Below are 25,630 nucleotides of genomic sequence, written 5' to 3' on the forward strand. Positions count from 1 at the left end.
AAAAGAATCTAGTTTATTTAGCGATCGCACTTATTATCACCTTTTTCATGACTAATAAACTTTTTAGCAGGCGTTACCGGATGTGATGATTTAACGTAATGAGCGAAATATCACTCTTCCTGGAGTTTCCTCTTGATTAATGCGCGCATAAACCCGCAGACAAGTTAAAACTTCCCCAGGAACACCACCACAGTTTAGTTGTAAGTCGTCTTTTGAGAAGGTACAAACATCGGCGTAGAGTCCAGATAATTGCCGTATACGCACGTCATAACCCAGATTAATCGCCGTTTGAGCCATTTTTTTCAAAATGCGTCGTGATTCTTGCTGCAAGTTACCCCACCACGAATAACGCTCAACTGGGGGGATAAATACTAGAGACTGTATGGCTTCATCCATATCTATCCAGGCGCGCAGACTTAACAATTCATCAGAATTTGACTCAGCTTGTTGTAGACGATGCCAGCGATCGCTTAAAGTATTCATGTATTGAGTGCGTTGTTCTGGCTGAGATTGTAAAGGCATAATATCGAAGCTAAACACGCTTTTTAAGGCATGATGTAAATCTGGATCTATGTCTATAAATCTTAAAAATAGATGTACAAATCCAGCTAGAGAATATAAATTGCCATAATCTTCAACTGGGTTAATTCCTGTTTTTAATAATGCTTTTTCAGACAAAGATAATCCTGGGGCTTGTACAGTACCTTTCAGTCCGGGATAGATAATTTCATTTCGGCTAAAAGGAAGTTGATGTAAATGCAAATTATCTGCTAATGCACCAATTTCGTGAGCGAATTCTAAAGCTTTTTGTCGCCAAGCTGTGGCTAAATTTTCTGGAACTCGCAGCAGTTTTCGGTGAATTTCGTGCCATAAATCAGCATCTGTTTGGCTTTGTAGTGATGAATTACCTAAATATACTTTGAGTTCAGCATCAGCAACAAAAGCTTCTCGTAAATGAGTCAGTTTTAACTCTTCTGGAGATGATATCAGGAGTAAGGTATTTTCTGGAATAGTTTCTGGCTGGGGTTGCAATAAGTTGGCGATTTCTTTTAGGATCTCGTCACATATCTCGGTTCCAGGGTCGAGGGGAATTTCTGTGCGGGCTTTATTTAAGGTAGCTTCTAGTCCGTACAGACTAAATTTTAGGAGTTTGGCTAATTCTGAGTTTTCTATTGCTAATAACTGACGTATTTGGTGCATGAATATTCATTATAAAATTGATTTTTTTTCACGCACCAGACGCTCAAAACCTTTGCGCCTTTGCGTGAATTAAAGTTAGTTAATAATTAACCCTTGTAGAGACGTTGTATACAACGTCTCTACATTATTTTTAACGAGATTTCTAATGTATGCCGCAAAAGGGATCGCGTTCTTTATCAACTTCGTTAGGTTGTAGTTCTAATTCAGCACGATAAACACATCCGGCTTGTTTGAGACATTCTTGACTGGTGGATGTCCAATAGGGAACTTCTCCAGCGTGCATTCTCAGAATACCTTTGCTATCAAGAGTTACACAATATTTGCAAGGGTAATCTGTGGTGATATCTGGTTTACTTAAGGCTCCAATTCGGATCCATTTTTTGCTATTAGTTGTGGTGTCTGTTTGATAAATGTAAAAAGTGTGTTGACTTGTTTGGGGAAAGGGTGGTAAAGGATTACTGACTAAGCCGTTTTCTGATTGATTTTCGCTATTTTGGATATAGTGAAATTCTCTGAGAAATTTGCTATCATCTTTGTCTACTTCAAATACTAAATGATAGGCATTTGGTTGATCTACTGTTGCAGATTCAATCACATTAATAGCAATATCACCATCATTTAAATTTTGATGCGGTCGTTCTACGGCAATATTCCACTTCAATTTTCCATCAGCAAATAGGGCTGAGGTTTCGGAAGCTGCTGATAGGGCTGCACCTACATCAATCCCAGGAACGTCTATTAAATAATGGGGATTTCCTTGACAAAGTAAAACGTTAAATTGCAAAGTTTGGTCAATTTCAAACTGGACTTTGACTTTTTTGAGAAATTCGGCTTCTTGCATTCCGAGTTTCTTCATCAGGTTTTTACCGTCGAAACTACCCCAGAGTCGTAAGTCTCCTTCTTCGTAGTCTTGGCGATAAATAATATTAGTTAATTGTATCCCTTGCCATTCTGTACGCACTTTAGCGGCTGTTTCTGAAGGGGTGATTTGATACAGTTCTTGTCCGGCTTTGAAGATGGGTAAAAGTTCGTTACTTTGAGTTTTGCGTTTGAAGTTGCAAGGTAGATAATAAAATAGGTTTTTGACATCTATTTCTAACTGATTTGCACCTTTTCGTAGCAATTCTTTAGATTCTTCTGGATCAAATCTCAGCCTTCGCAGTTTCTCGGCGTAACAAGCACCGGCGGAAGTGGCTAGTTTGGTAAATTCCAAAACAAAGGTAATTCTTTCTGGGTTCCAAACGAAATAAGGAGAATTGCTAAATTCTTGATAAATGTGGCGTTGGACTAAATCGAGATTACAGGTTTTGCCAGATAAAATTAACCAATCGACTTTATGTGTGTTCCAAGAATCTATATTTTGGTCTTGGAAACTTAAGCGACTTTCCATGAGTCCTTTAGCAATACCAATTGCTTCTTTGATACTGGAAGCGGCGGCGCGTTCAAATTGTTGACTATCTAGAGTTACACAGAAATTATCGGGATTTATAACTTGAAATTTTATGGAACTTTGAGTCAGAATTTCAGAGATTTGTTGTTCAGAAATAGTAAAATTTACAAGCGGATAATCTGCTGGTGGCTTTTGCCCAAGTTTAAGTTTAGCCGCTTCGGCATAATCCCAGAGAGTATAAAATGTTTGTAGCCTTTGGGGTGCTTGTTGCCATCGAGTTGGTAATACTTTATCAGCAGTATCTAGGGCATCTTTATAAGCAGCGTCACCGTCGGGATTTTCTTTATCTAAACATTTTAAGAGACTGCCACTTTTAAATTTTCCTTGTTCAATAAAACGCTCGTTCAATTCAGCATTAATTAAATCTTCTAGTTGTTCGCTGTCGATGTCACCTGTGGTTATGGCTGTTAAGAGAAAGTCTGCGATCGCTACTTTCAACAATCTAAATATTCTCAGGGTAATTAATTCACCACCTAACTGCAAATGTCCTGAAGAACCTAATAGTTTGGGAGTCAATTTATAGTAACGTCCCCCTAAACCTCTATCTTCATTTTCTGCAAAACTAGGAGTTTTATCTTCCAAAGTCAATTCAATTAAAGCTAAGTCTGTTGTTCCCCCACCGATATCCAAAACCAAGACATTTTGTGACCATTTATTTTCAACTTTGCGACAACGGGTTTTAAATGACTCAATTCCAATGTTGAGATTCCCGCCAAATTCTCGCCATAAAAAGAATATGGCGACTGAAACAGCTTCATCATAAGCCGTTTGTACGTCATCAATACCCAATTGTTCAACTAATTCCTTTACTTCCTTACGCACTAATGGCGGGGCGACAGTGGGATAGGTAACAACGGCTGTGAGAAAATCGCCCTCAGAAAATCTGCGTCTCGCGCGTTGGCGGTAATCTTCAGTTAAATCGATTAAATGCGCCCAAGCGGCTTGGATGAGTTCGTTAACATTAATTGTTTCTTCTTGATCATCCAGAATTACTGGAAAAGTGCGATCCTGTCCAAAATAGCGCTTAGGTGAATGGTGAAATCTGCTGATAATTTCTTTTAAAGAAACACTTGTTCCTTGGGCTATGGCTTTTTTTCTGTTATCTCTAGCTTCCCTACCCATCCGCAATTGTAAATCTGTCAAACTAGAAACTTCCAATTCGCTGGGAATTTCTGTATCCCGACGATTAATATCTAAGACGACGGGAATTAAATTTTGTGATTCTAAGGTAGGTACACGAAAAACTTCATGATAGATTTGGTAAAGTTTTTTGCTTGCAGCCCGGCGGAATTTGTCGCTATTACCTAAACATAATTCCACTTGGCGAATCGCTTCTAAAAATCGTTCTTTTTGATCACTTTCAAAAACTTCTCGTAGACGATGGGGTTCAATTTCCAGGTTTTTGCTAATATCAGCAATAAACTTGTCCCAGTCATGAGGATTGACATCAGGTAAAGCCAGCGATGCCGGAGAACTTAACCATTCTATCATGCGATCGCGCAACCGTGTTTCTTGTTCCTTCGGTAAAATTTCCGCAATGGGGACTTCAATGGGATCGAACAGTGTCACTGTAGAATTAGATGTACCAAAATCTAAAGCAAACCATCCAGGAAATCTTTTCTGAGGTTTATTGCTGATTTTCTTTTCTATATATTTACTGATTTCTACAGGACTGCTGACAAAATCAGTATCAATTGTTTCCTCATCAAAAATTAGTGGCGACCACAGATAGCATGAAGCCCCACTTTGTTTAGGTTCAGCTAAAATTGGATCACCTAATACATCAGAATCGAAATACTCAACAATCACTTCTAAAGTGCAGTTAATTGGTTCAATTAAAGGACTTTCTAATTTACAAGGATATTGTTCTAATTGCCCAATTTGCGAAATCTTTGGAGTTACAGAATCAAAAGGTTTATATGCTTTCTTAATTTGGATAGCCAAATCCTCTGGAGTCCCAGTCACAATACAATTAATTCTCGCAATGTGAGGGACATTATCCCCAGCCGCCACAAGTTGAATAGTGGGTAATTCCAAGTATTCGTTTTCCCTAGCACGCACTTGAAAATTGGGTGGAAGCCGAATTTCTACAGCCATTTTTTCTCCTTATTTTATCTAACCTGTAAATCAACTACTTAATTATCTTTATTCATCTTTCGTAAAACTCCCCTCTTCCCTCTTCCTTTGTGTCCTTTGCGTCCTTCTCCCAAGGGGAGACGCTACGCGAATGCAGTTCGTTTCTCATCCAGAACTAATCACCCCAACTAATCAAACCAAAAAATTATCATCCGTATAAGAACTTGTAGAAACCTTAGAAAGAACTTGCAACCAAGTAGGAACAGCAACCTTATCTGGAGAATCTCCCGCAGCAATATGTCTGAGTAAAGCTTCCTTTTTAGAAAGATTTTGCAGAGTCGGAATAACTTGATCTAAAATGCCTTCTAATTCAGCATTCACCTGTTGATTGATTTCACTCACGTATTGCACCAGATGCAGACTAGCACTAGCAATTATTTCATCTCGCAGTCGCAATACAAAAAGTTGATGATTACCTGTTCTGGGCAAATCTGAACTTTTTTCAGGAGACCAATCAAAGATTTGCCCAATATTGTGTTTTTCATCTTTACGCGCCAAGGGAAACATAATTTCCGGTGAAATTGATTGTTCTTTACTATTAATTTCTGATATAATTGCCTCTTGCCATTGATTAGGGTCGCATCCTAACAGTAATTTGTAAAATATATCAGCTTCTTCAATACCAAACTTTGTTTCAATTTCTTGTTCCATTTCTGAAGAAAGATTAGCCTGTAAATGATCGCGTTCTGCGGCTATATGATGCGATAATTGACTTAATAAATCTACCACAGCTTGATGAATGCGATCGCGTGCAAAAGTTTCTAACTCCTTGACAGTTTTGGCAAAAGGTGGATAAAAATCTTCACTTTTCGTTGGTAGACTACTATTCACTCTATTGCCTCGATCAAATAGCTTGCCGGCTGCACCTTTAAATTCGGCAATTGTGATATTACCATTGTTGGCTTTATTAAATAGTAAAGTCCATTCATTCCAATTAAGAATTTTAAATGTGAGTTCGTCTTTTACCACATCGCTAACCACATCTCCCCGACGGTCTTTGAGTGGTTCTTTCCCTAAAGTTTTTTGAAAATTCCGATAAGTTTTATCTAAGTTCTCGATAGCAGCCCGAAACTCAATTAAATCCTGACTATCTGCGGTGGGAATGCCTTGTTCATGAATTGCGGCAATAATGTTTTTGAGATGTTCTTGTTGTTGCAGTAAATTATCGGCAGCCCTTTGAGTGTCTTGATAAAGTTGCTTGAGTCCATGACTAGCAACATGATTTTGAATTAATTCTCGTAGTTTAGCAACACCACCATCTTGAGCAAAATAACTCAATTGTCTGCCTAAATGACTGCGTGGATCAGATTCTAACAGACGTGTACTTAATAGTTCCCACTTTTGTTGCAATCGCTTCGACCGTTCCAGATAATCAGGATAATCTAAGTTAGCTAAAAATTCTGGTGAACCTGCTTTGACTGCACTAGAACGTTTTGCTAACTCAGCCAGCCCTAGTAATGGCGATAATAAAACAATCCGGTCTTGTTGGGTAGTGAATGCACTAGCAGCGTCAACGGTGGTTTGCAAAACTTTCAATTTGCGGAAAACATCTTCTTCCTCCAAAAGTCTACTACTTTCAATTAAGCGGTCAAGTTCTCGTTCACAACCTTCACTATCTAAAGGTAATTGATCAAAACGACCCACCCCCACCAAAATTAAATCTTTGAGGTCTTGTCCTGGGCGCTGCTGCTGCATCATCGTGAAGATTTTATTGGCGCGATCGCTTCCCGGCGTTTTACCATTTAAGAGGATTAAAATTGTCTGTACTTCTGCTAATTCCCGCAGTGACAAAAAGGTATCTCTAGCACCAGAATTCGCCGCCCCTAATCCCGGAAAATCCAACAGCACAAATTCTGAAGCCCCCCCCAAATCCCAAATTTCTCGTGATATTTGTACCTCAATATCAACACGACGAATCAGTGGGAAACTGTTCTGTAACAGCTTAGTAGGTAGTCTCTGGGGTGGGCTAGGTAATCGAATATGTGCTGGGGGCAAATCTTCAAACCGAATACTTTGGATAGCCATTGGCTGTTCAATCAGTTGTAGCCCCTCATGGGCAGTAATAGCATCAATTTGGTAGTGTCCACCACACATAGCTTCCCCATAAGCTTGATAGGCACGCAGGAACAATACCAACTCTCGCAGTAAATAACGTAATTCTAAGTTTTTACTAATATTCCATGTGTCTTCGCACCAATTCAGAATATCTTTGCCAGTATTTAATTTTGATAGAGGCATAGGTGCAAGTCCAGCAGCCGTAGTTCGGCGGCTTGCTTCCTGTAACATGAATTGCAGGCACTCATTTACGCCTTCGTGAGAAAGATACTCTACCCGAAAATTATTTGCCTGAGTCGTAGCAAAGCCTGATTGCGGCACAAGATGAATGGCTGTAACATTACCTGTAGTTGGGTTCTCACTAATGGGCAAAGCATCAGCATAACCAATCAGGCTACCCAAAAGTAAAGTTTTGCCACTACTAAATTCTCCCATTACCCCAATTCTGACTGGAGATGTGGCGAGTTCTACAGTTTTCTCAGCAGCTTCCCGGAGGCGCACCAGACAGTCATCCAGGCTAGTAGGTATCCAATCTTCTTGTTTAGAAGGGGACTGGGGTACTGAGTCCAGTTTTTGCAGAATAAATTCGCCGTACTCTTTAAAACAATCCAATTGTTCTATTTCCATAAAATTTTTTTCCTCTGGCATCAATTTCTGTGAGTTTTATAACATAAAAAATTCTTAATAGCAGATATTCATACAACTTATTGCTATCACATTTTGCCTCATTCCTAAATTATTTATTACTAGGGATAGATTTAACTTTACTGACTTAAACAATTCTTAACCGGATGCTTATCTGGGAAAGATAAAAAATCAAAAATAAATCTTCTTGCCCAGAAGTATCATTTACTTCGTTAATGTCATTTAAACCTCAGTAGAAAAGACAAAGATCCCCGACTTCTTCAAGAAGTCGGGGATCTAAACCTTTGGTATATTACTTAAACCACAGGAATACCCCCTGAATATCTGTGAGTAACTGTTTAATGTCTGTTCTTTTTATCATTGTTCTACTCTCTGGTTTAGATACATCTGTCTTCAGTGGGGTTCAGTCGCGGATATGCTTTTGATAGGGTTATTAACGAAACTCATTAATGACCAAGCCAATTGTTATGACCTATACCCAAACCAGCGATCCCAATATTCGTGAATGTGTCCAATCATGGCGAAACTTAGATATAGATGAACAGTTAGCTTTGTTTTGGTTCATTTACCAAGAAATGGGAAGTTCCATTACACCAGCCGCCCCTGAAGCCAGCACTGTTTCCCCAGAAATCGCTGAGGGTTTATTCAATCAAGTTAAAGAATTGAGCCACGCACAACAATTGCAAGTTCAGCGTGACATAATTACCAAAAAGGACACTCAAATTAGCCGTCAATATGGCTCTTTGAGTGATACCACAAAACTTTTATTTTGGTATCGATTAGCGCAAGAGATGGAGAGTGGTAGAATTATTCCTTTACCTGCTGGTTATCAGCTTTCATCTGCATCTCAAAGACTATTGGATAAAATCAAAGCCTTACCTTTTGAACAACAGATTAACGCTTTCCGTGATTACGTTTCGCCTATGGGTGCTGAACCGAAAGCCGGAGCAGAAATTTAATTTTCCCCCTTCCCTACCAGGGAAGGGGGTTAGGTTTCGAGTTAGGTTTCGAGTTAGCTTTTCCACATAACGTGAAAAGTCCTAACCTCCTGGGCGGTTGCGATAAAATATATAGCATCTAGTAGCACCGAAAATAAAGAAGGGTACGTTAGCCTACGGCATAACACACCCTACTGGCTATTGGGTTATTTATCTAGGAAGAACACAAAAAATAGCAATAATTTTAATTAATTTAGCTTACTCACTTATATATAGCAGATACACCCTCAAGCCGTAAATAACGCTCTTTGTTTTATATTCCATAATATAAGGCGATCGCATAACTAATTGCATCTATCTTATGGCTAATTTAAATATATTGATTTTTGCAGTAGTAATTTTTATTTTGATTGAACTTGAATTAGCTAATTAGTGATATTAATAACTAGCAAATTTTGCCCAATGTAGATTTAGTTACCTGGAAATTTTGCAGCAGGTATTCAGGAAGACTTGAGTAATTTATAGCTGAACAAAATAATTATTTAGTTTTACACATGATTCATAATCTATGAAATATGTTCTTTTTGGCTTTACTAGTTGAAAAAAAGTAAAACCCCAGAACTGGGAATTCCTGGGGTTTTCAACCTGACCACACTTATAGTTTTAATAGAAAATTTGGTAAAAGTCTCAAGCCCAATGGACATAAATAGGTAAATTGAGTCTGAGAAAGATTGATCAGCAAGACTATTTTGATGCTAGTTAAAGGGAAAATTTTTATCGATATCTCAATTATACAAAAATTGTAGATGGCGACTACCACAAACATCATCTATTGGCTCTGGTATTCTTGTTTATTAGATAGATAAATAAAAAGATATAATTTCATGATTTATGTCTAAAGTTGTAGTTTTCTCAGCTTGATTTATTATTGGGAATAGAGAAAAATAAAAACATCATGATAAAACATGATTGTAGCCAATAAAGTGACAGAAAGCCTACTTAATGCCCGCGCCTGTGGGCATTTTTTCATAAATTCTCACCAATTGCTTAACTGAACTGTATTGGATTATATTTAACAAGAATTGGTAATCTTTGGGCTATGTCACAATCTAACTTGATCCAACCTAATCCTTTCAAAATGTCTCCTGGAAATTTTTCAATAAAATAAACTGTTAAATTCATTGATGAAGTTCTCATATATTTCTTCTTTCACACTTTAAAGTAGTAATTGTAATTCGGATATTTTTATTTTTTTTGTTTTGGAGTTTGTTGATTGCTCACCAATGCAGTAATATTCGTGAATGGCAACCTTTGGAGGTTGAATTAATAGTACGATTGGTGAATCAAGTAGCGCAATTCAACAGTCAGCCAGCAGTAGAAAGTATGTTTCGTTAGACTGAAGTAGAAGTATTAGGTCAGCTTAATCCTAATTTGCCCAAAAAAATAGGGTAACTCTGGAAAACCCAGAACTACCCCAAATTAAGTTAAACTGCAACCAAAGTTAATTAAGCAAAAGCAGCAGTTTTAACATCATTATTTGTCAAAATTTCTTGCAATTCGTCGGAATCTACTGTTTCTTTTTCAACCAGCATTTTCGCAATCAGATCAAGAATGTGACGATTGTTAACTAATACTTCTTTAGCTCGTATATAAGCTACATCCACCAGTTTACGCACTTCTTCATCAATCGCCGCAGCAGTTTCTTCGGAGAAATCACGCTCTGACATGATATCTCTGCCTAAGAACATATTACCTTGCTGACGACCAAGAGCGACTGGCCCTAAGCGATCGCTCATCCCAAAGCGAGTAATCATCTGACGCGCTACACGGGCTACTTGTTGCAAGTCATTAGAAGCACCAGTGGTAACTTCTTCATCACCAAAGATTAATTCTTCAGCTAAACGACCACCTAAAGCTACAGCCATTTGATTTTCCAGATAAGAACGGCTATACAAACCTGTATCCATCCGGTCTTCACTAGGAGTAAACCAAGTTAAACCACCAGCACGACCACGAGGGATAATGCTGATTTTTTGTACTGGGTCATAGTCGGGCATCAAAGCACCAACTAAGGCGTGACCAGCTTCGTGATATGCTACTAGGGTTTTGCGCTTCTCGCTCATTACCCGGTCTTTCTTCTCTGGCCCAGCTAAGACTCGATCAATGGCATCATTGATTTCATCCATTGAAATTTCGGTTAAGTTGCGCCGTGCTGCCAAAATTGCTGCTTCATTGAGCAAGTTGGATAAATCTGCACCTGTAAAACCAGGAGTCCGACGAGCAATTTTATCTAAGTCCACATCCTTGGCTAAGGTCTTACCACGGGCGTGAACTTTGAGAATTTCGCTACGTCCAGCATAATCAGGACGGTCTACAACTACTTGACGGTCAAAACGACCGGGACGCATTAAAGCTGCATCTAAAACATCAGGACGGTTGGTAGCGGCAATAATGATAATGCCTGTATTACCTTCAAAACCATCCATTTCGGTGAGCAACTGGTTGAGGGTTTGTTCCCGTTCATCGTTACCACCACCTAAACCTGCACCCCGTTGACGACCTACAGCGTCAATTTCATCGATAAATACGATACAAGGAGCGTTGGTTTTAGCTTGTTCAAACAAATCGCGGACACGGGAAGCACCCACACCAACGAACATTTCCACAAACTCAGAACCAGAGATTGAGAAGAATGGTACACCAGCTTCACCAGCTACAGCACGAGCGAGGAGGGTTTTACCTGTACCAGGAGGGCCAACTAATAAGACACCTTTAGGAATTTTGGCTCCAACTGCGGTAAAGCGGTCAGCATTTTTCAGAAAGTCTACGACTTCGTTTAATTCCAACTTGGCTTGGTCAATACCAGCGACATCGCCAAATGTTACCTGTGTTTGTGGCTCCATTTGCACTCTGGCTTTGGATTTGCCAAAGTTCATGGCTTGGTTTCCCGGACCACTTTGAGCGCGACGTAGTAAGAAGAATAAACCCACCAGAAGCAATACAGGGAAAAATAAACTGCTCAGTGCTTTAAACCAGAATCCTTCGTCAGTTTGGGGCAGAACAGCAATATCAACGCCCTTTTCAGTCAAATTATTGATTAAATCAGGATCATTAACTAAGGTTACTACCTTTTTGTCACCATCTCTGGAGGTAACAAGTGCTGTAGAACGGTCTGCACTCAGACTGACTCTATCTACACTGCCTTTGTCAACTTCTTGAATAAATTGACTGTATCGCCATGTCTCTCTAGTTTGAGGTTGTTTGTCAAAGAATGCTGTTCCTAGAGCAATGACAACTATAAATAGCAGCGCATACAGCCCCGCATTTCTCCATCTTTTATTCACTGAGGTCTATCCTCCTGTATTTTTTGTGAGTTAGCGTAGCTTCTCTGATATGAGAGGGCATTATTAAGAATTATGTTAACTTATCTTAAGGTATAACATAACGGTGCGGCTGTCATGTTAAAAAAGCTCCCTTATTTGTAAAAAACTAGAATGGTAGGGATTATATTGTAGCGACCCTGTGGGCTGCACAACGGTATGAATGGGGATAATTTCCACCACACTATTAGTGTAGGCGATCGCTTCAAATCCCCGCACTAACTCCGCACCCCAAGGTAACTCCCGAACTGTGGGCAGATTCTTGATTAATTGCGATCGCATTATTCCTGGCAAAATTCCCTCTGTTAATGGTGGAGTCCACCAACTACCATTCTGCCATCCCCAAAGGTTCCCTGTGGTAGTTTCTAGCCAATTGCCTATACCATCAATTAAAATTGCTTCCTGAGAATTTAACTGTTGGGCGTGAGTCTTAGCCAACCAAGCACTCAGATAGTTACCAGTTTTATGAGAAGGAAGACTACGATAAAAGTTGGATAATGCCAAATTTGTGGTAATGCCGTGTTTTTGTTTAGCGATTAAATCCGGTGGTAATAACCTTCCAGTTATCCACTCACGTCCATCAGCAAACAGAGTAATTCTCAGAATCGGGAAACGTTCCGCCAGAATTTCCGCACCTTGACGCACCAGATGCCAATGTGGTTCTCGCCAACCAAAAGATTTTATTGAACCAAGTAGGCGATCGCAATGTGCCACCCAATTAGTTAAACTACTATCCAGGCAATTACCATAAACGCGCACCGTTGTAAATACAGTTGCACCAAAAAGTAACCCCGGATCATTAATATCTAATTCCAGAGTTTGGGATTCTATCAGTTTGCCGTTATACCAATAAATAACACTAACCTACTATATAAAACTCTTTGTCCTTATCTGAATTATCCCCCCTGCCCCCTGCACCCTGCCCCCTTGCCTCTTATTCACTCCTGTTCCGGGAATGAAATTCTATTCCCTTCCGGGGTAATAGTTACCTTTCCGCCCAAAGCCTCAATTTCGCTAATGGCTCTAGCACGAGTCTTGTCATCAACTTGATTATTTAATACCATTACCCAGGCGGATATTTGCGCGGTTTTACTGTCAGGGTTTTGACTTAAAAATATAGAAGTTTGCCGAGAACTCGCAGCAATTGATTGACTCTCATCATCTGAAAAATTACTAGCCCATTCTGCCGCCGTGGCAAAAGATTCCTGAGCAGCTTTAGTATCTCCTAAAAACAATAACTCATCAATTCCCTTATAACGCCACACATAATAAGACCTTTGAGGAACCCAGGGAGACAGAGACTGTAAACCCTTCTCCATAATTTCTATAGAGCGTTCTGGCATCCCAGCATACATAGAAGCACTGGTAGAAAGACTCAAATAAGCTGCTAAAAAGCGTGGGTCTTGTTCTAAAACAATTTCAAAATATTCTGGACTGAGGCGATAACCTGTTTTAGCACGAGCTTCTTCATCACCAAAGTATTGTGCATAACCCAGATAAACCCAGTTGGCGATGAGATTATCATAACCAAAGCTGGGCATTCTTTTGAGAAAATTTAGCCGCACACTTTCCGCGTTAATTTCTCTTTCTAGAACATCTAAAGAGATATCTTGTTTGCTTCTTAACAAAGTCTGGAGTTGAGGAAACTGAATCAAGCTAACTCCCAACAAACACAAACAGGCTACCAAAGGTGTAATTAAAGCTCGACGAGATAAAAATAACATCTTTAGTTGACTCCAATACTCCCCTCGCCTTACTAAGGAGAGGGGTTGGGGGTGAGGTTAATAATATTTTATTCAATCCGCACTCGTAAAGGCTGATTAAAAACAGCGCCTGGGGCGCTGCTAATTTCAAAATATTATACTACTCAACACTCAGAATGTTGCAATCTTCAAGCGCTACCTGTGAAGGCAACTTCAGGGAACTTCAATTGAGCTTCTGCCATTGGTCGTCTTCTGCCTTCTTCTTGCCAGTAGTTAATTACTTCTGTGGCTTTATTCAGCAATTCGACTCGATCTACATCAGTAATCCAGTGTTTGGACTCTAATTCCTTTTTTAACTCTTCCCAAGCGTCATTTCGAGGCCAGAAAAAATACTTAGTTAAAGGACTTGTGCCTTTGCCTACGACTTGATCGACTGCTAGGGCAACGTTTTCGTCTAACCAAAGGATTTTAAGAATAAATTGGGTCAATCATACCTCCGAGGGATATCTGGGGATTAATACTAAGTTGCCAATCGCACGGGTGGAAATGATGCCCACTGTATATGCTGTGCGATCGCTTATTTTAACTCAATACTTCACCTGATGACCAAATAGTGGTTGCAAATTGTTCAACCATCACCGATTAAAATTTAAAAGTTCCTTTGTTCAACCAATTCCATGACCGAAAAATCTTCCCTAAACCCAATTGTAATTTTCGATATTGACGGCGTTGTGCGCGATGTCGGCAATTCCTATCGTCGAGCGCTGGCGGACACTGTAGAGCATTTTACCAACACAGCCTATCGTCCCACCCCAGGAGATATTGACCAGCTAAAATCTGAAGGACTTTGGAATAATGATTGGGAAGCTTCCCAAGAATTTATTTATCGTCACTTTGAATCTCTGGGACAAACTCGCCAGCAGTTGCAACTAGATTACAAAACTATTGTTGCCTTTTTTCAATCTCGTTATCGAGGCACAGACCCAGACAATTGGAATGGGTATATCTGTGATGAACCTTTATTATTACAGCCCAGCTATTTAGAAAAACTCACAGAATCAGGAATTTATTGGGGATTTTTCAGTGGTGCTACCCGTGGTTCTGCTACTTATGTTTTACACAAACGTCTGGGTTTACAGTCACCCGTGTTAATTGCGATGGAAGATGCACCAGGTAAACCAGACCCCTCCGGACTTTTTGCCACTATTCGCTTGTTAGAGACAGAAATAAATAATAACTCAGCAATTATCTATGTAGGCGATACCGTAGCTGATATGTATACCGTCAGGAAGGCGCGAGAAATGAATCCTCACCGTAATTTGATTGGTGTGGGGATTTTACCGCCTCACGTCCAGGACACAGCCGCCCATAGTGATGTTTATACTCAGACACTATTAGCAGCAGGTGCAGCCATAGTTTTAAGTAATGTCCAAGAACTCAATCCAGTCAAAATAGCCGAATTATTCCGGGAAGTTGGGAAAAATTAATTTTACATTTTTCATTCTTCATGCTGTTGCCATTGAAACATAAAAAAATTTGGGTGATGGCTGGTTGTGTGACAAAAGTCACCTATCCTAGCAACAGATATTTTTGTGATCAATCTGGAAAACCAAATCATAGAGGAAAGCGATCGCATGAGCAACGGCGTAATGATGCAGTACTTCCATTGGTACAATCCCAATGATGGTAATCTCTGGAACCAGCTAGATAAAACAGCCCACGAGCTAGTTAATGCAGGCTTTACTGCCTTATGGTTGCCGCCACCTTACAAAGGCAGTGGAGGCAGTTATGATGTCGGCTATGGTGTATATGACTTGTTTGATTTGGGTGAGTTCGATCAAAAAGGCAGTGTTCGGACAAAATACGGAACACGGGAGCAATACTTAGAAGCCATTAAAACTGCTCAAAGTTCTGGTTTGCACATCTATGGTGATGTAGTTCTCAATCATAAAGATGGTGGAGACGAAACAGAACGCATCTGGGCGCAAGAAATGGATTGGAACGACCGCAACCGCCCAGTCAGCGATTGGTATGAAATTGATGCTTATACGAAGTTTCACTTTTCCGGTCGCGGAGATAAATACTCCAGTATGAAGTGGTATTGGTGGTGTTTTGATTCATTGTCTTACAATGCAGGCACTCAAAAGGCTGATAAGCTTTACCGCATTAAAAACAGAGAGTTTGAGACAGAAGTCAGCCCCGAACATGGCAACTATGACTATTTGTTAGCGAATGATTTACATATGGGTGAGGAACCCGTGCGCGGCGAGTTGATGTATTGGGGACGTTGGTTTGTTGACACTACAAACGTAAATGGTTTTCGGATTGATGCTGTTAAACATATCCGTTCCTCATTTTTCCGCGATTGGCTCAATCATCTGCGAGTTCATTTTAGTCAACGACAACTGTTTAGCTGTGGAGAGTATTGGTCTCAAAATATCGATGAACTGCACGGTTATCTTGCTGCTACTACAGGGCTAATGTCGTTGTTTGATGTGCCACTACACTTCAAGTTTCACCAAGCTAGTCGTCAAGGTAGCGGTTTCGATATGCGGACAATATTTGACCGCACCCTAGCGAAGGAACAACCAGCCTTAGCTGTCACCTTTGTGGACAACCATGATACACAACCCTGTCAATCCCTAGAGTCCCCTGTTGAACCTTGGTTTAAGCCCCTAGCTTATGCACTCATATTACTGCGCCGTGAAGGGTATCCCTGTGTTTTTTATCCAGACTATTATGGAGCGCAATATCAAGACAAAGGACGTGATGCTACCCTTCACTCTCACCGCTTCTTGATTGATAAGTTTCTTGGCGCACGTAGAGACTACGGTTTTGGCGACCAACACGATTACTTTGATCATCCTCATACTATTGGTTGGACGCGCTTGGGTAACAGTGAACATCCAGGAGCAATGGCTGTGGTGATGACCAACAGCGAAGCCGGCAATAAGTGGATGAATATGTTTCGACCCAATCAGGCTTTTTATGACGCTACCGGACATATCCAGGAAATAGTCTATACCAACAATGATGGATGGGGAAATTTCTTCTGTCCAGGTGGTTCAGTCTCAGTCTGGTTGCAAAAGTAGTATTGATAGGTAGTCAGGAAAAAGGTAAAAACCTCTTTCCTGAATTACATAAAGACCCAAGCAGGGGAGCAGGGGGGATACAGAACAAATATTGTTGGATAAAATGGGGCAACTTACTTGATTATGGAAATCCCTAAAATCTAATTTTCTTAATTACGAATTACGAATTACGAATTAGCTAAGATTGATCAAGCAATGGGTGCATGAATTACTGGCTAATAAATACTATTCTTGCTCCAAATCATTGGGAAAATAATCAAAATGCCTGCACTTCAACTACCTGATGGCCCCCAAATTCATCCTTGGCTACAGACATACCGATGGCTGACTAGCCCTTTGGAATACATGGAAGACTGTGCTAAAAACTATGGTGATATTTTCACCATCCGCGTCGGACCACTTTTTACTTCTCAAGTATTCGTCAGCAATCCTCAAGCTATTCAGCAGATTTTTAGCACCGACCCCAAATATTTAGACTCTGGTGCAGCAGCTGGGTTTAAATCGCCTTTATTGGGAAATCAATCACTACTATCCCTAGATGGTCAGCCTCACCAGCGACAACGCAAGCTATTAACACCGCCTTTTCATGGTGAACGAATGCTGGCTTATGGTGAGTTAATTCGTGAGATTAGCAAGGGAGTAACTAATAAATGGCAGGTTGGTGAAACAGTTTCTGTGCTGTCATCAATGCAAGCCATTTCCTTTCAAGTAATTTTAAAGGCTGTATTTGGTCTAGCTGAAGGGCCACGTTACGAAAAAATCAAGGAAGCTTTAATTGCCATTCTCAATCCCAAAAAACCGATTTTACGGTCAATGCTGCTGATGTTTCCAGCACTGCGGCGAGATTTAGGTGCGTGGAGTCCTTGGGGAGAGTTTCTACGTTTACGGCAGCAAATTGACGAACTGATTTATGCTGAGATTAAAGAACGCAAAGCACAACCTGATTCATCCCGGACTGATATTCTATCTTTAATGATGGCAACTCGTGATGAAGCGGGTGAGCCGATGACTGATGTGGAATTACGTGATGAGTTGATGACTTTGTTAGTAGCAGGTCACGAAACTACTGCTACAGCACTGACTTGGGCTTTGTACTGGATTCACCATCAGCCGCAGGTACGTGAGAAGTTATTGCAAGAGTTAAACACTTTGGGAGAAAAACCCGACCCTAATGCTATTTTTCGCTTACCTTATTTGAATGCAGTTTGTTCGGAAACACTGCGTCTTTACCCAGTAGCGATGTTGCTTTTGAGTCGATTGGTCAAATCACCGCTACAAATTGGAGAATATCAGTTTGCACCAGGGACGTTATTAATCCCCTGTGTTTATTTAACTCATCATCGGGAAGATTTATATCCTGATTCCCAGACATTTAAGCCAGAGCGTTTTTTAGAAAGGCAGTTTTCCGGTTCTGAATATATACCTTTTGGTGGTGGTAATCGTCGCTGTATTGGTATGGCGTTTGCCCTATTTGAGATGAAACTAGTGTTAGCCACAGTGCTGTCTAATTGGCAAATGGAATTGGCGAATAGTCAACCAGTGCTACCAATACGTAAAGGTTTGCTGTTCGGTCCGAAAGGAGGTGTGCAGATGGTTGTGAAGGGGAAGCATCAGCAAAATCAGCTAGTCCCTGAGACTACTTCAGTTTAAAACGATGGGGTTGTGGTGCGATCGCCTAAGTCGCGCTAAGTCGCACCATACCCATTAAGCAAATCTTGCTAAAAATTTTTGTTGTTCGATTTTGGCAAATATATCACAAAAGCCTGAAAGCTTGACCTCTAATTTCTTAATTGAAAACGCACTGGCATTCTATCACTTGGATAAATTAAAAGGTTCTGCTGTAAATTTTCCAGGGATGAACGACCATTGACTAATTCCCAATCGAAGTAGCGCAGCAGTAGTGATAGCATTAGCGTTCCTTCGACCATTGATAAATGTTCTCCCAGGCAACGGTGAGAACCTGAACCAAAATTGATCAGTGGCAGTGGACTACTTTCAGTATTCTTGTTTAACCAACGCTCTGGCAAGAATTCTTCCGGATCTGAATAGATTTCTGGATCTCTTCCAGCCCCAAGCATTGACCAGAAGATTTTTGTCCCACGAGGAATAACCTGATCCTCAATCATCATGTCACGTTGGGCTGTTAATGAAGTGGAGCCGGATGCGATTGAATAAAGGCGCAAAGTCTCTTTGAGAATAGCCTGAATGTAAGCCAACTCCTTGAGGTTTTCTGTATTAATACCACCTCGACTTTGCCAAACTTGGTCAACAATTACCTGCGCCTGCTGAAAAACTTTTTGGTTTAAAGCCAACTCTGCAACTGCAAAAGATAAAGTATGGGCTGTTGTGTCAGTACCTGCTATTAAAAGTTCAATAGCTTCTGCTATTAGTGTTTCACGATTATATTTTGGTTCTTTGGCAGCTATTTTTACTAACATTGATTCTTGGAACAAAGAACTTACCTGTTCTAAATCGGTTTTATTTTGTTCCCTCATCTGTAAAGCTAGTTCTATACGGGGAGAAAGGAAGTCTTCTAACTGTCTTCTTGCTGCCCAATAATCTCGTGAATTCTTAGTTGGCAGATATTTCATCCATATTTTTTCGCCACCAGTAGCTACGCGTAAGAACCGATATCCCAAAATAGACATTGCTTCGTACACCTTGAGAACATCAAGAGGTGGCCCTTCCGGACTAGCAGTTTTCCCATCCACAGGAATGCCCAGCACTAGAGAAGAAATCACTCTCATTGTTAGTTCTACAAACAAAGGATCTACCTGAACTTCTTTTGGTGGTGGAGCTGCTTTGAGTTTCTCAATTACCTGTTCGCAGGCTTGGCTAATAATTTCCACATATCTGGACATACCACTAGAACTGAACTCAGGGTTCCAAGCCTTGCGTCGCCACTGCCACTCAGTCCCGGTTTGACCCAAAAGAATTGGACCACCGATGTCGTTCCAAGCTTTGCTCGCTCGCTTAGACCTGATGAGGCTACCGTCTCTCATCCCATTGACAATGGTTTCTTCAATAACTTTTGGTTTACTCAAAACCAGAGTTGGATAGCCAACCCAGAAAACATACATCGGGCCTAGCTGCTGGCTCCAATCAAACAATAATTGGAAAAATTTCTTTTGTTTTACTGCTGCTAATATTTGTGGAGCATTTCCTAACAGCCAGTTTCGGGGCGGTGAGGGGATGGATGCTAAGGATTTGTAAATATTTTTTTGTTTCCACCAGCGCCAGCCAAGTATTCCCACTACGCTAGTAAACCCTAAGAATGTTACTGAATATGGAAATAAAGAAGGAAAAGCTATCTGAGCAGCAATTTCTTGGAACATAAATTTGACTTTTCCTCACAACAATTTCAAATTATCCCGATACTAAGCTATCGTTGACACCTGCTTGAAAGCCTTCAGCAGTCATTATTGAAGTTTCAAAAATTTATCTAAAGCTACTACCATACTGGGAGGCCAACGGCGGATATTTGTTACCCAGTTCATATCTTTGTAGCGGTTATCCAGCCCATAAGCTGCTACCCAGTTACTTTCGGCTTCGCCTTGGTTGCCATTTACCCAGTAAGCGGCTGTGAGGGCGGCACGCATATCGGCAAATTGGGGATATTTGCGGACTATATTCTTCATCTCGCGGATGGCTTCGTCGATTTGACCAGTTTCATAGAGGGCGAGGGCGTAGTTAGCCCGCGCAAAGGCAAAATTTGGGGCAATTTCCATTGACTTTTGATAGTCTGCGATCGCATCTTGCCATTTTCCTAAACCTGATTTGGCATTACCCCGATTGTTATACGCCATCGGATCATTGGGATCAAGTTCTAAAACATGATTATAATCCGCGATCGCCTCTTGCCATTTTCCCAATCCTTCTAAGGCTGTACCCCGATTTAAATAAGGATCAGTGGCATTGGGGGCTAATTCTATAGCTTGGTTATAATCTGTCAATGCTGCTTGCAACTTATTCTGACTCACCCGCGAATTTCCCCGGTTACTCCATGCGCCTGCATTGGTGGGAAACTGCTCAATAATCTGTGTCCAGTAAGTTTCCGCCGTGGCAAAATCACCCTTATTAGTCGCTTTTAAAGCCTTATTAGCCCATTCATCTCCTTGTTTTAACTGTTCTTGAGTAATACTAGGCACTTCTGATACTGCCAAAACTGGTGTACTCCAGCCCAACACCAGCAACAAACTCAAAACAAACCCAATTAACTTGATCATCTAGATTTTCCTTTAAATCTGCTAAGACGCTATTGATCACTTCTATACAAGAAAGTCCCCAACCTCCAGTAGGGGCGGGTATGGCTACGCCACGCAAGCTATCACAGATATCATTCAACATAAACGACAATATGAATAAACCCGCCCTTACAAGCTATCTTCTCCTAACTACAATAACGACAACTGTTCATTAGGCGGTTTAAAACCCAAATGTTTATAGGCTGAGGTGGTGGCGATTCGGCCACGGGGAGTCCGGCTTAAATAGCCAATTTGCATCAGGTAAGGTTCATAAACTTCTTCAATGGTTTGGGTATCTTCACCTGTAGCCGCAGCAACTGTTTCTATGCCCACAGGACCACCATTAAATTGTTCAATTATCACACTCAGCATTCGGCGATCTGTCCAATCTAAACCGCAGGGATCGACTTGAAATAGTTGCAATGCTTCCGATGCAACCACTTCGTTAATTTCACCCGATAATTTAACTTCCGCGTAATCACGTACCCGTTTAAGTAATCTATTTGCTATTCTGGGCGTACCTCTGGCACGACGAGCAATTTCTGTCGCCCCATCTTCAGCAATAGGAGTTTTGAGGAAGTCGGCACTTCTTAACACAATTTTAGTGAGTTCGTCAACTTCGTAAAAGCGCAACTTCTGAACTAACCCAAAGCGATCGCGTAAAGGTGAACTCAGCGCCCCCACACGGGTTGTCGCCCCCACCAGCGTAAATTTGTTCAGTGGTATACTTCTAATACGAGCGCCAGCACCCTTACCCACGGTAATATCTAAACGATAATCTTCCATCGCTGGATAGAGAATTTCTTCTGTCATCCGCGAAAGACGATGAATTTCGTCAACAAATAGGACATCTCCGGGTTTCAGGTTCACTAGTAGCCCTACAATGTCTCTGGGACGTTCTAGCGCTGGCGCACTGGTAATTTTGTAGTCAACTCCCATCTCTGATGCTAAAATCATTGCCATTGTTGTTTTACCCAATCCCGGAGGCCCATATAGCAGCAAGTGATCCAGCACCTCACCCCTTGACTTAGCTGCTTTGATGGCAATATCTAGCACATCCTTTAAGTCTTTCTGTCCAATGTAATCAGCAAATTGCTGAGGTCTGATACTCTCTTCTTGCTTCCCTTGTTCGTCAATAGCAGCTTCAGGTTGCAAAATGTTCTCATTTGCGGGGGCGGGGGTGGACTCCCGACGGGGCTTCTTTGGTTGTCCATTGGGTTCTTGAGGCTGTTTTTTCGAGGAGATTATCGCCATAATTCAGCTATCAACTTTGACTTGAGGACTGTTTGAGGGCTATCTATGTCGCAATGGCTGCGAGTAAACACAGGGCAGAAATTTTCGGTGAGAACTACACGCGTCAATTTAGAATTAAATTCCAGTCGATTACCCAGGAGTGAAAAAGTTATTATGTTATCTAAAAGAATCTTACCGTGCTTAGATGTGAAGGCGGGACGGGTTGTAAAAGGAGTTAACTTTGTAGACCTCAAGGATGCAGGTGATCCGGTGGAACTGGCCAAGGTTTACAACGAAGCCGGTGCTGATGAGTTAGTGTTTCTGGATATTACGGCGACTCATGAAGACCGGGATACGATTATTGATGTGGTGTACCGCACTGCTGAACAGGTTTTCATTCCCTTGACTGTTGGTGGTGGAATACAAACCTTAGAAAATGTTAAAGCTTTGTTACGAGCAGGCGCTGACAAGGTTAGTATTAATTCAGCAGCTGTACGTGATCCTGACTTAATCAATCGGGCAAGCGATCGCTTCGGTAATCAGTGCATAGTGGTTGCAATTGATGCCAGACGCAGGATTGATCCTAACAATCCAGGCTGGGATGTTTATGTGCGAGGTGGTAGAGAAAATACTGGTTTAGATGCCTTACGTTGGGCGCAAGAAGTGGAAAGACGAGGTGCAGGGGAATTACTGGTGACGAGTATGGATGCTGATGGAACTCAAGCTGGCTACGACTTAGGGCTGACCAGAGCGATCGCCGAATCTGTACAAGTTCCGGTTGTTGCTTCTGGTGGCGCAGGTAATTGTGAACACATTTATACGGCATTAACCGAGGGTAAAGCCGAAGCTGCATTACTAGCATCATTACTGCATTACGGACAATTAAGTGTGGCAGAAATAAAGAACTATTTGCACGATCATTCAGTACCAGTACGGTTGTGTGCTTGATGTCCAAAACATCATCAAAATTTAACCACATCCATCATAAGTTAGATACAGTTATCTCAAATAGTGTTAACATTGGTTTACAAGTATGAATAAATATTAAGAAATATTATGTTGATTGTTATTTTGCTATTTGACGTAGCGCTGGTAGCATGGTCGCTGCACCTCATGGAAAAAGCCGTAGAGCATAAAGAGTTCTCTCTAATGCTGGCTGGGACATTGGTTGCCCTTGCAGCTGCTGCTATGTTGGTAGTTTATTTCCTCATGGGACACTGTATGACCTATTTGTTACAAGTGTCTTAACAAATCCTGTGGAATAGAAGATATACTTTACATTTAATCAATCTGGCTTGACTAAATTCAAATATTAAGGTAATATTAAAAAGCATCATAACATGGGGCTATAGCACAGTTGGTAGCGCGTCTCAATGGCATTGAGAAGGTCAGCGGTTCGAATCCGCTTAGCTCCATATCTGAATAATCCAGTCACGAAAGCTGGAATGGTAAAGTTGGTATTGGGTTTGATCTCCGGTTGTTCGCCGTTGCAGGAATTCCAGCCAATTTTCTAGTATTTCCTCAACTGTAAATTCATCGATATCGAGGATATCAGCTATGGCCTCTGCGGATATTGGTTGCTGTTCTGTTGCTAATATATTCAGAATGTCGCGGCTAAATTCCTGCTGTTGTGCAGGTGGGAGCATTTTTTGTAAATGTTGCTGATAATATGCTGCTAAAGCTGGGGGAAGTTGATTGTATTCAAACGGTTCTAAGTCCAAATTATCAGCGAACTGACAAGTCAGCGCTTGCGCTATCGCACTCATAATTTGAGTTAGGTACATAAAATTATTTTCGCTGGAAGTGGACAGGCGATCGCCAAATTCCCGCTCAGTGATATGGTGATTATTCAGCCAAGATTTCAGATTTGACCCCTCCCCCAACCCCTCCCCTGCGAGGAGCTACGGTGTACACACAAGTCTTGTCTGCAAAGGTTTCAAGCCTTATAGACCTGACTAGTGCAACGATACGCAATGACAGGCTTTCTGGATAAATTCTACAACCAAGAGCTAGACGGCGAAACCAACGAAACCTTAAAGCGCTTGTAGAGACGCGATGAATCGCGTCTAAATTCTTATCTTCAAAATCAAGGCGGATGTTTTTATACAACGATAGTAATCAAAGAACGCTGAACATCCGCGATTTACACTAGATAAAATACTTAGCCTGATTTACTAGGTAACAGTATTTACCGTATGAGTATCCAACTTACGTAAAAGGTAAAATTAGTGCAAAGGAAATTGAACATTCCGATAAATTAAGGTAAAGACCCTTGCGGTTAGCTTTTGTATTAGATTAAATTGTAACTAATAAATTACTGAGACTTCAGTGTGTAAAAGGTAATTTACCAGGTTGAGCATTTAAACCTTCACTGAAGTAAATAGTTTTTGGTACTGTCTGCTGCGGATGTCTGCGGCTTCAGTCCGCAATTTTTCTGTCTGTGTATTCTTTTGACTCTATCAAGGACAAATTTTCATGAAGCTATCTCGTATTTTGCCGTTAGTTGTTGGTAGTGGTGATGCTGGTGTTTATGTAAGTAAATCTCCAGACCAAGCTTTGAGGTGGACAGCAAATAATATTACATTTGATGATGGAGGAACATTAACTGGTTCATTCGATTTTAAAAATGGTACTTATAGTAATATCAACCTAACTCTTACTGGTCCAGCCATTGAAGGGGGACCAGGAACTATCAACGATACAATTATATTTAATAGTGAGAAGCAACTGTTGGAGGGATGTAATGATTTTCAAATCCTCCTTTCTCATGATGGGTCAAATCCCTCAAACTCTCCAACTACTTTTCTCACCGTACAGATAGAAGGTTGGTTTTACATAACAGAACATAAATCTTTTGCTTCAGAATCTGATGAGATTCCCATTATAGGTTCTTACGGCAGTTCCCAACTGATCACAACAACTAGAAGTTTTAATCAATTGTGTTGTATGAGATAACTGATGGCTTAGGGTTAAGGAACAGTAGGCGAAAATCTCTTCATCGCCGACTCCTTAACAGGGCTAGAATTTATGCAAAAACATAGAAAACATAGTACAGCAAAGTACGAATTAATGCGTTTAAACACAGTCGATTCAAGGCTGTGACCTCTCAACGCTGTCTTAAACCACCTTACCAATTGCTATCTTAAAAACCCCCGTTGTTCCTTGTTTGGTGGCTGATATCACTGACAAAACCCTTTCTCACCTGTGGCGCAATCATCCCCATCATTGCCCAACTTCAAAAAATCAGGATGCGCCAATTATCTTTTTCTTTCATTTAAAATATTATTCATTTTTCTCTAAGACATCTAGGAAAAAAAGCAAGATAAATTTAGCATATAGCTGCGCTAGAATAACAGCTTAACTTACTTGAAATTGCTGGCGATCGCTAACCCTGCTACACTACAATTTATCTTTGGAATATTCCTAAATTCCTTCTTGAGTTCAATGCAAAAGAGATAATTGGCAGTTGACAATTGCTTAGATATTTGTTACAATAAACTCGATAAGGAAGAACTAAGTTGCAATAATACCAAAAAATTATTAACCTAGATAGA

At 40.7% G+C, this 25,630-nt stretch carries 18 protein-coding genes and 1 tRNA gene; 8 read left to right on the forward strand and 11 right to left on the reverse strand.

Annotation, left to right across the window (positions count from 1 at the left end):
- Window positions 1-90 precede the first annotated feature (90 nt).
- The 3 genes from ACM0OW_RS02170 to ACM0OW_RS02180 form a co-directional block, all read right to left on the reverse strand.
- Window positions 91-1,200 (reverse strand): hypothetical protein, encoded by a 1,110-nt coding sequence (locus ACM0OW_RS02170; protein ID WP_414548378.1) that lies wholly within the window; start codon window positions 1,198-1,200, stop codon window positions 91-93.
- A gap of 142 nt (window positions 1,201-1,342) precedes the next feature.
- Window positions 1,343-4,747, reverse strand: coding sequence for a molecular chaperone (locus ACM0OW_RS02175; RefSeq protein ID WP_414548379.1), 3,405 nt, complete (start codon window positions 4,745-4,747; stop codon window positions 1,343-1,345).
- 171 nt (window positions 4,748-4,918) lie between these two features.
- Window positions 4,919-7,468: a proteasome protein gene (locus tag ACM0OW_RS02180; RefSeq protein ID WP_414548380.1), complete on the reverse strand. Its 2,550-nt coding sequence runs from the start codon at window positions 7,466-7,468 to the stop codon at window positions 4,919-4,921.
- Between the two features lie 485 nt (window positions 7,469-7,953).
- Between ACM0OW_RS02180 and ACM0OW_RS02185 the strand changes: the two genes are divergently transcribed.
- On the forward strand, window positions 7,954-8,445 hold the full coding sequence (locus ACM0OW_RS02185) for an orange carotenoid protein N-terminal domain-containing protein (RefSeq protein ID WP_414548440.1): 492 nt from the start codon (window positions 7,954-7,956) through the stop codon (window positions 8,443-8,445).
- Window positions 8,446-9,929: 1,484 nt separating this feature from the next.
- Here ACM0OW_RS02185 and ftsH3 read toward each other — a convergent pair.
- The 4 genes from ftsH3 to ACM0OW_RS02205 form a co-directional block, all read right to left on the reverse strand.
- Window positions 9,930-11,768, reverse strand: coding sequence for an ATP-dependent zinc metalloprotease FtsH3 (gene ftsH3 / locus ACM0OW_RS02190; RefSeq protein WP_414548381.1), 1,839 nt, complete (start codon window positions 11,766-11,768; stop codon window positions 9,930-9,932).
- Between the two features lie 117 nt (window positions 11,769-11,885).
- Window positions 11,886-12,659, reverse strand: a complete 774-nt coding sequence (locus tag ACM0OW_RS02195) for an aminotransferase class IV (RefSeq protein WP_414548441.1) — start codon at window positions 12,657-12,659, stop codon at window positions 11,886-11,888.
- A gap of 83 nt (window positions 12,660-12,742) precedes the next feature.
- Window positions 12,743-13,528, reverse strand: a complete 786-nt coding sequence (locus tag ACM0OW_RS02200) for a hypothetical protein (protein ID WP_414548382.1) — start codon at window positions 13,526-13,528, stop codon at window positions 12,743-12,745.
- Window positions 13,529-13,695: 167 nt separating this feature from the next.
- Window positions 13,696-13,995, reverse strand: coding sequence for a 30S ribosomal protein PSRP-3 (locus tag ACM0OW_RS02205; protein WP_089092518.1), 300 nt, complete (start codon window positions 13,993-13,995; stop codon window positions 13,696-13,698).
- 189 nt (window positions 13,996-14,184) lie between these two features.
- On the opposite strand from ACM0OW_RS02205, the gene ACM0OW_RS02210 reads away from it, so the two are divergent.
- The 3 genes from ACM0OW_RS02210 to ACM0OW_RS02220 all read left to right on the forward strand — a co-directional run bounded on the left by ACM0OW_RS02210 (window position 14,185) and on the right by ACM0OW_RS02220 (window position 18,249).
- Window positions 14,185-14,994 (forward strand): TIGR01548 family HAD-type hydrolase, encoded by an 810-nt coding sequence (locus tag ACM0OW_RS02210; protein ID WP_414548383.1) that lies wholly within the window; start codon window positions 14,185-14,187, stop codon window positions 14,992-14,994.
- 147 nt (window positions 14,995-15,141) lie between these two features.
- A complete protein-coding gene (locus ACM0OW_RS02215) occupies window positions 15,142-16,599 on the forward strand; it encodes an alpha-amylase (RefSeq protein ID WP_414548442.1) in 1,458 nt (485 codons plus the stop codon).
- Between the two features lie 261 nt (window positions 16,600-16,860).
- On the forward strand, window positions 16,861-18,249 hold the full coding sequence (locus ACM0OW_RS02220; RefSeq protein ID WP_414548384.1) for a cytochrome P450: 1,389 nt from the start codon (window positions 16,861-16,863) through the stop codon (window positions 18,247-18,249).
- Window positions 18,250-18,377: 128 nt separating this feature from the next.
- Here the strand turns inward: ACM0OW_RS02220 and ACM0OW_RS02225 are convergent, their stop codons facing one another.
- The 3 genes from ACM0OW_RS02225 to ruvB form a co-directional block, all read right to left on the reverse strand.
- The gene (locus ACM0OW_RS02225; RefSeq protein WP_414548385.1) at window positions 18,378-19,934 is read right to left on the reverse strand and encodes a cytochrome P450; all 1,557 of its coding nucleotides are present in this window, start codon (window positions 19,932-19,934) and stop codon (window positions 18,378-18,380) included.
- Window positions 19,935-20,018: 84 nt separating this feature from the next.
- Window positions 20,019-20,825: a tetratricopeptide repeat protein gene (locus ACM0OW_RS02230; protein WP_414548386.1), complete on the reverse strand. Its 807-nt coding sequence runs from the start codon at window positions 20,823-20,825 to the stop codon at window positions 20,019-20,021.
- 168 nt (window positions 20,826-20,993) lie between these two features.
- Window positions 20,994-22,097: a Holliday junction branch migration DNA helicase RuvB gene (gene ruvB / locus ACM0OW_RS02235; RefSeq protein ID WP_414548387.1), complete on the reverse strand. Its 1,104-nt coding sequence runs from the start codon at window positions 22,095-22,097 to the stop codon at window positions 20,994-20,996.
- 153 nt (window positions 22,098-22,250) lie between these two features.
- Here ruvB and hisF point away from each other — a divergent pair, with 153 nt between their 5' ends.
- From hisF to ACM0OW_RS02250, 3 genes are all read left to right on the forward strand, one after another.
- Window positions 22,251-23,024, forward strand: coding sequence for an imidazole glycerol phosphate synthase subunit HisF (gene hisF / locus ACM0OW_RS02240; protein ID WP_414548388.1), 774 nt, complete (start codon window positions 22,251-22,253; stop codon window positions 23,022-23,024).
- A gap of 108 nt (window positions 23,025-23,132) precedes the next feature.
- Window positions 23,133-23,324 (forward strand): hypothetical protein, encoded by a 192-nt coding sequence (locus ACM0OW_RS02245; protein ID WP_006196909.1) that lies wholly within the window; start codon window positions 23,133-23,135, stop codon window positions 23,322-23,324.
- Window positions 23,325-23,418: 94 nt separating this feature from the next.
- Window positions 23,419-23,491: transfer RNA gene (locus ACM0OW_RS02250), tRNA-Ala, on the forward strand.
- Here ACM0OW_RS02250 and ACM0OW_RS02255 read toward each other — a convergent pair.
- Complete coding sequence (locus tag ACM0OW_RS02255; protein WP_414548389.1) at window positions 23,483-23,959, reverse strand: hypothetical protein; 477 nt, start codon at window positions 23,957-23,959, stop codon at window positions 23,483-23,485. The genes ACM0OW_RS02250 and ACM0OW_RS02255 overlap by 9 nt on opposite strands.
- A gap of 592 nt (window positions 23,960-24,551) precedes the next feature.
- Between ACM0OW_RS02255 and ACM0OW_RS02260 the strand changes: the two genes are divergently transcribed.
- Window positions 24,552-25,031: a hypothetical protein gene (locus ACM0OW_RS02260; RefSeq protein ID WP_414548390.1), complete on the forward strand. Its 480-nt coding sequence runs from the start codon at window positions 24,552-24,554 to the stop codon at window positions 25,029-25,031.
- The last annotated feature ends 599 nt before the right edge of the window (window positions 25,032-25,630 follow it).

The sequence above is a fragment of the Anabaena sp. CCY 0017 genome (assembly GCF_963920885.1).
Classification (GTDB): Bacteria; Cyanobacteriota; Cyanobacteriia; order Cyanobacteriales; family Nostocaceae; genus Nodularia.

Coding starts and splice junctions, on each gene's coding strand:
- ACM0OW_RS02170 (WP_414548378.1), bottom strand. CDS start 1,200: ATGCACCAAATACGTCAGTTATTAGCAATAGAAAACTCAGAATTAGCC.
- ACM0OW_RS02175 (WP_414548379.1), bottom strand. CDS start 4,747: ATGGCTGTAGAAATTCGGCTTCCACCCAATTTTCAAGTGCGTGCTAGG.
- ACM0OW_RS02180 (WP_414548380.1), bottom strand. CDS start 7,468: ATGGAAATAGAACAATTGGATTGTTTTAAAGAGTACGGCGAATTTATT.
- ACM0OW_RS02185 (WP_414548440.1), top strand. CDS start 7,954: ATGACCTATACCCAAACCAGCGATCCCAATATTCGTGAATGTGTCCAA.
- ACM0OW_RS02200 (WP_414548382.1), bottom strand. CDS start 13,528: ATGTTATTTTTATCTCGTCGAGCTTTAATTACACCTTTGGTAGCCTGT.
- ACM0OW_RS02210 (WP_414548383.1), top strand. CDS start 14,185: ATGACCGAAAAATCTTCCCTAAACCCAATTGTAATTTTCGATATTGAC.
- ACM0OW_RS02215 (WP_414548442.1), top strand. CDS start 15,142: ATGAGCAACGGCGTAATGATGCAGTACTTCCATTGGTACAATCCCAAT.
- ACM0OW_RS02220 (WP_414548384.1), top strand. CDS start 16,861: ATGCCTGCACTTCAACTACCTGATGGCCCCCAAATTCATCCTTGGCTA.
- ACM0OW_RS02225 (WP_414548385.1), bottom strand. CDS start 19,934: ATGTTCCAAGAAATTGCTGCTCAGATAGCTTTTCCTTCTTTATTTCCA.
- ACM0OW_RS02230 (WP_414548386.1), bottom strand. CDS start 20,825: ATGATCAAGTTAATTGGGTTTGTTTTGAGTTTGTTGCTGGTGTTGGGC.
- ruvB (WP_414548387.1), bottom strand. CDS start 22,097: ATGGCGATAATCTCCTCGAAAAAACAGCCTCAAGAACCCAATGGACAA.
- hisF (WP_414548388.1), top strand. CDS start 22,251: ATGTTATCTAAAAGAATCTTACCGTGCTTAGATGTGAAGGCGGGACGG.
- ACM0OW_RS02245 (WP_006196909.1), top strand. CDS start 23,133: ATGTTGATTGTTATTTTGCTATTTGACGTAGCGCTGGTAGCATGGTCG.
- ACM0OW_RS02260 (WP_414548390.1), top strand. CDS start 24,552: ATGAAGCTATCTCGTATTTTGCCGTTAGTTGTTGGTAGTGGTGATGCT.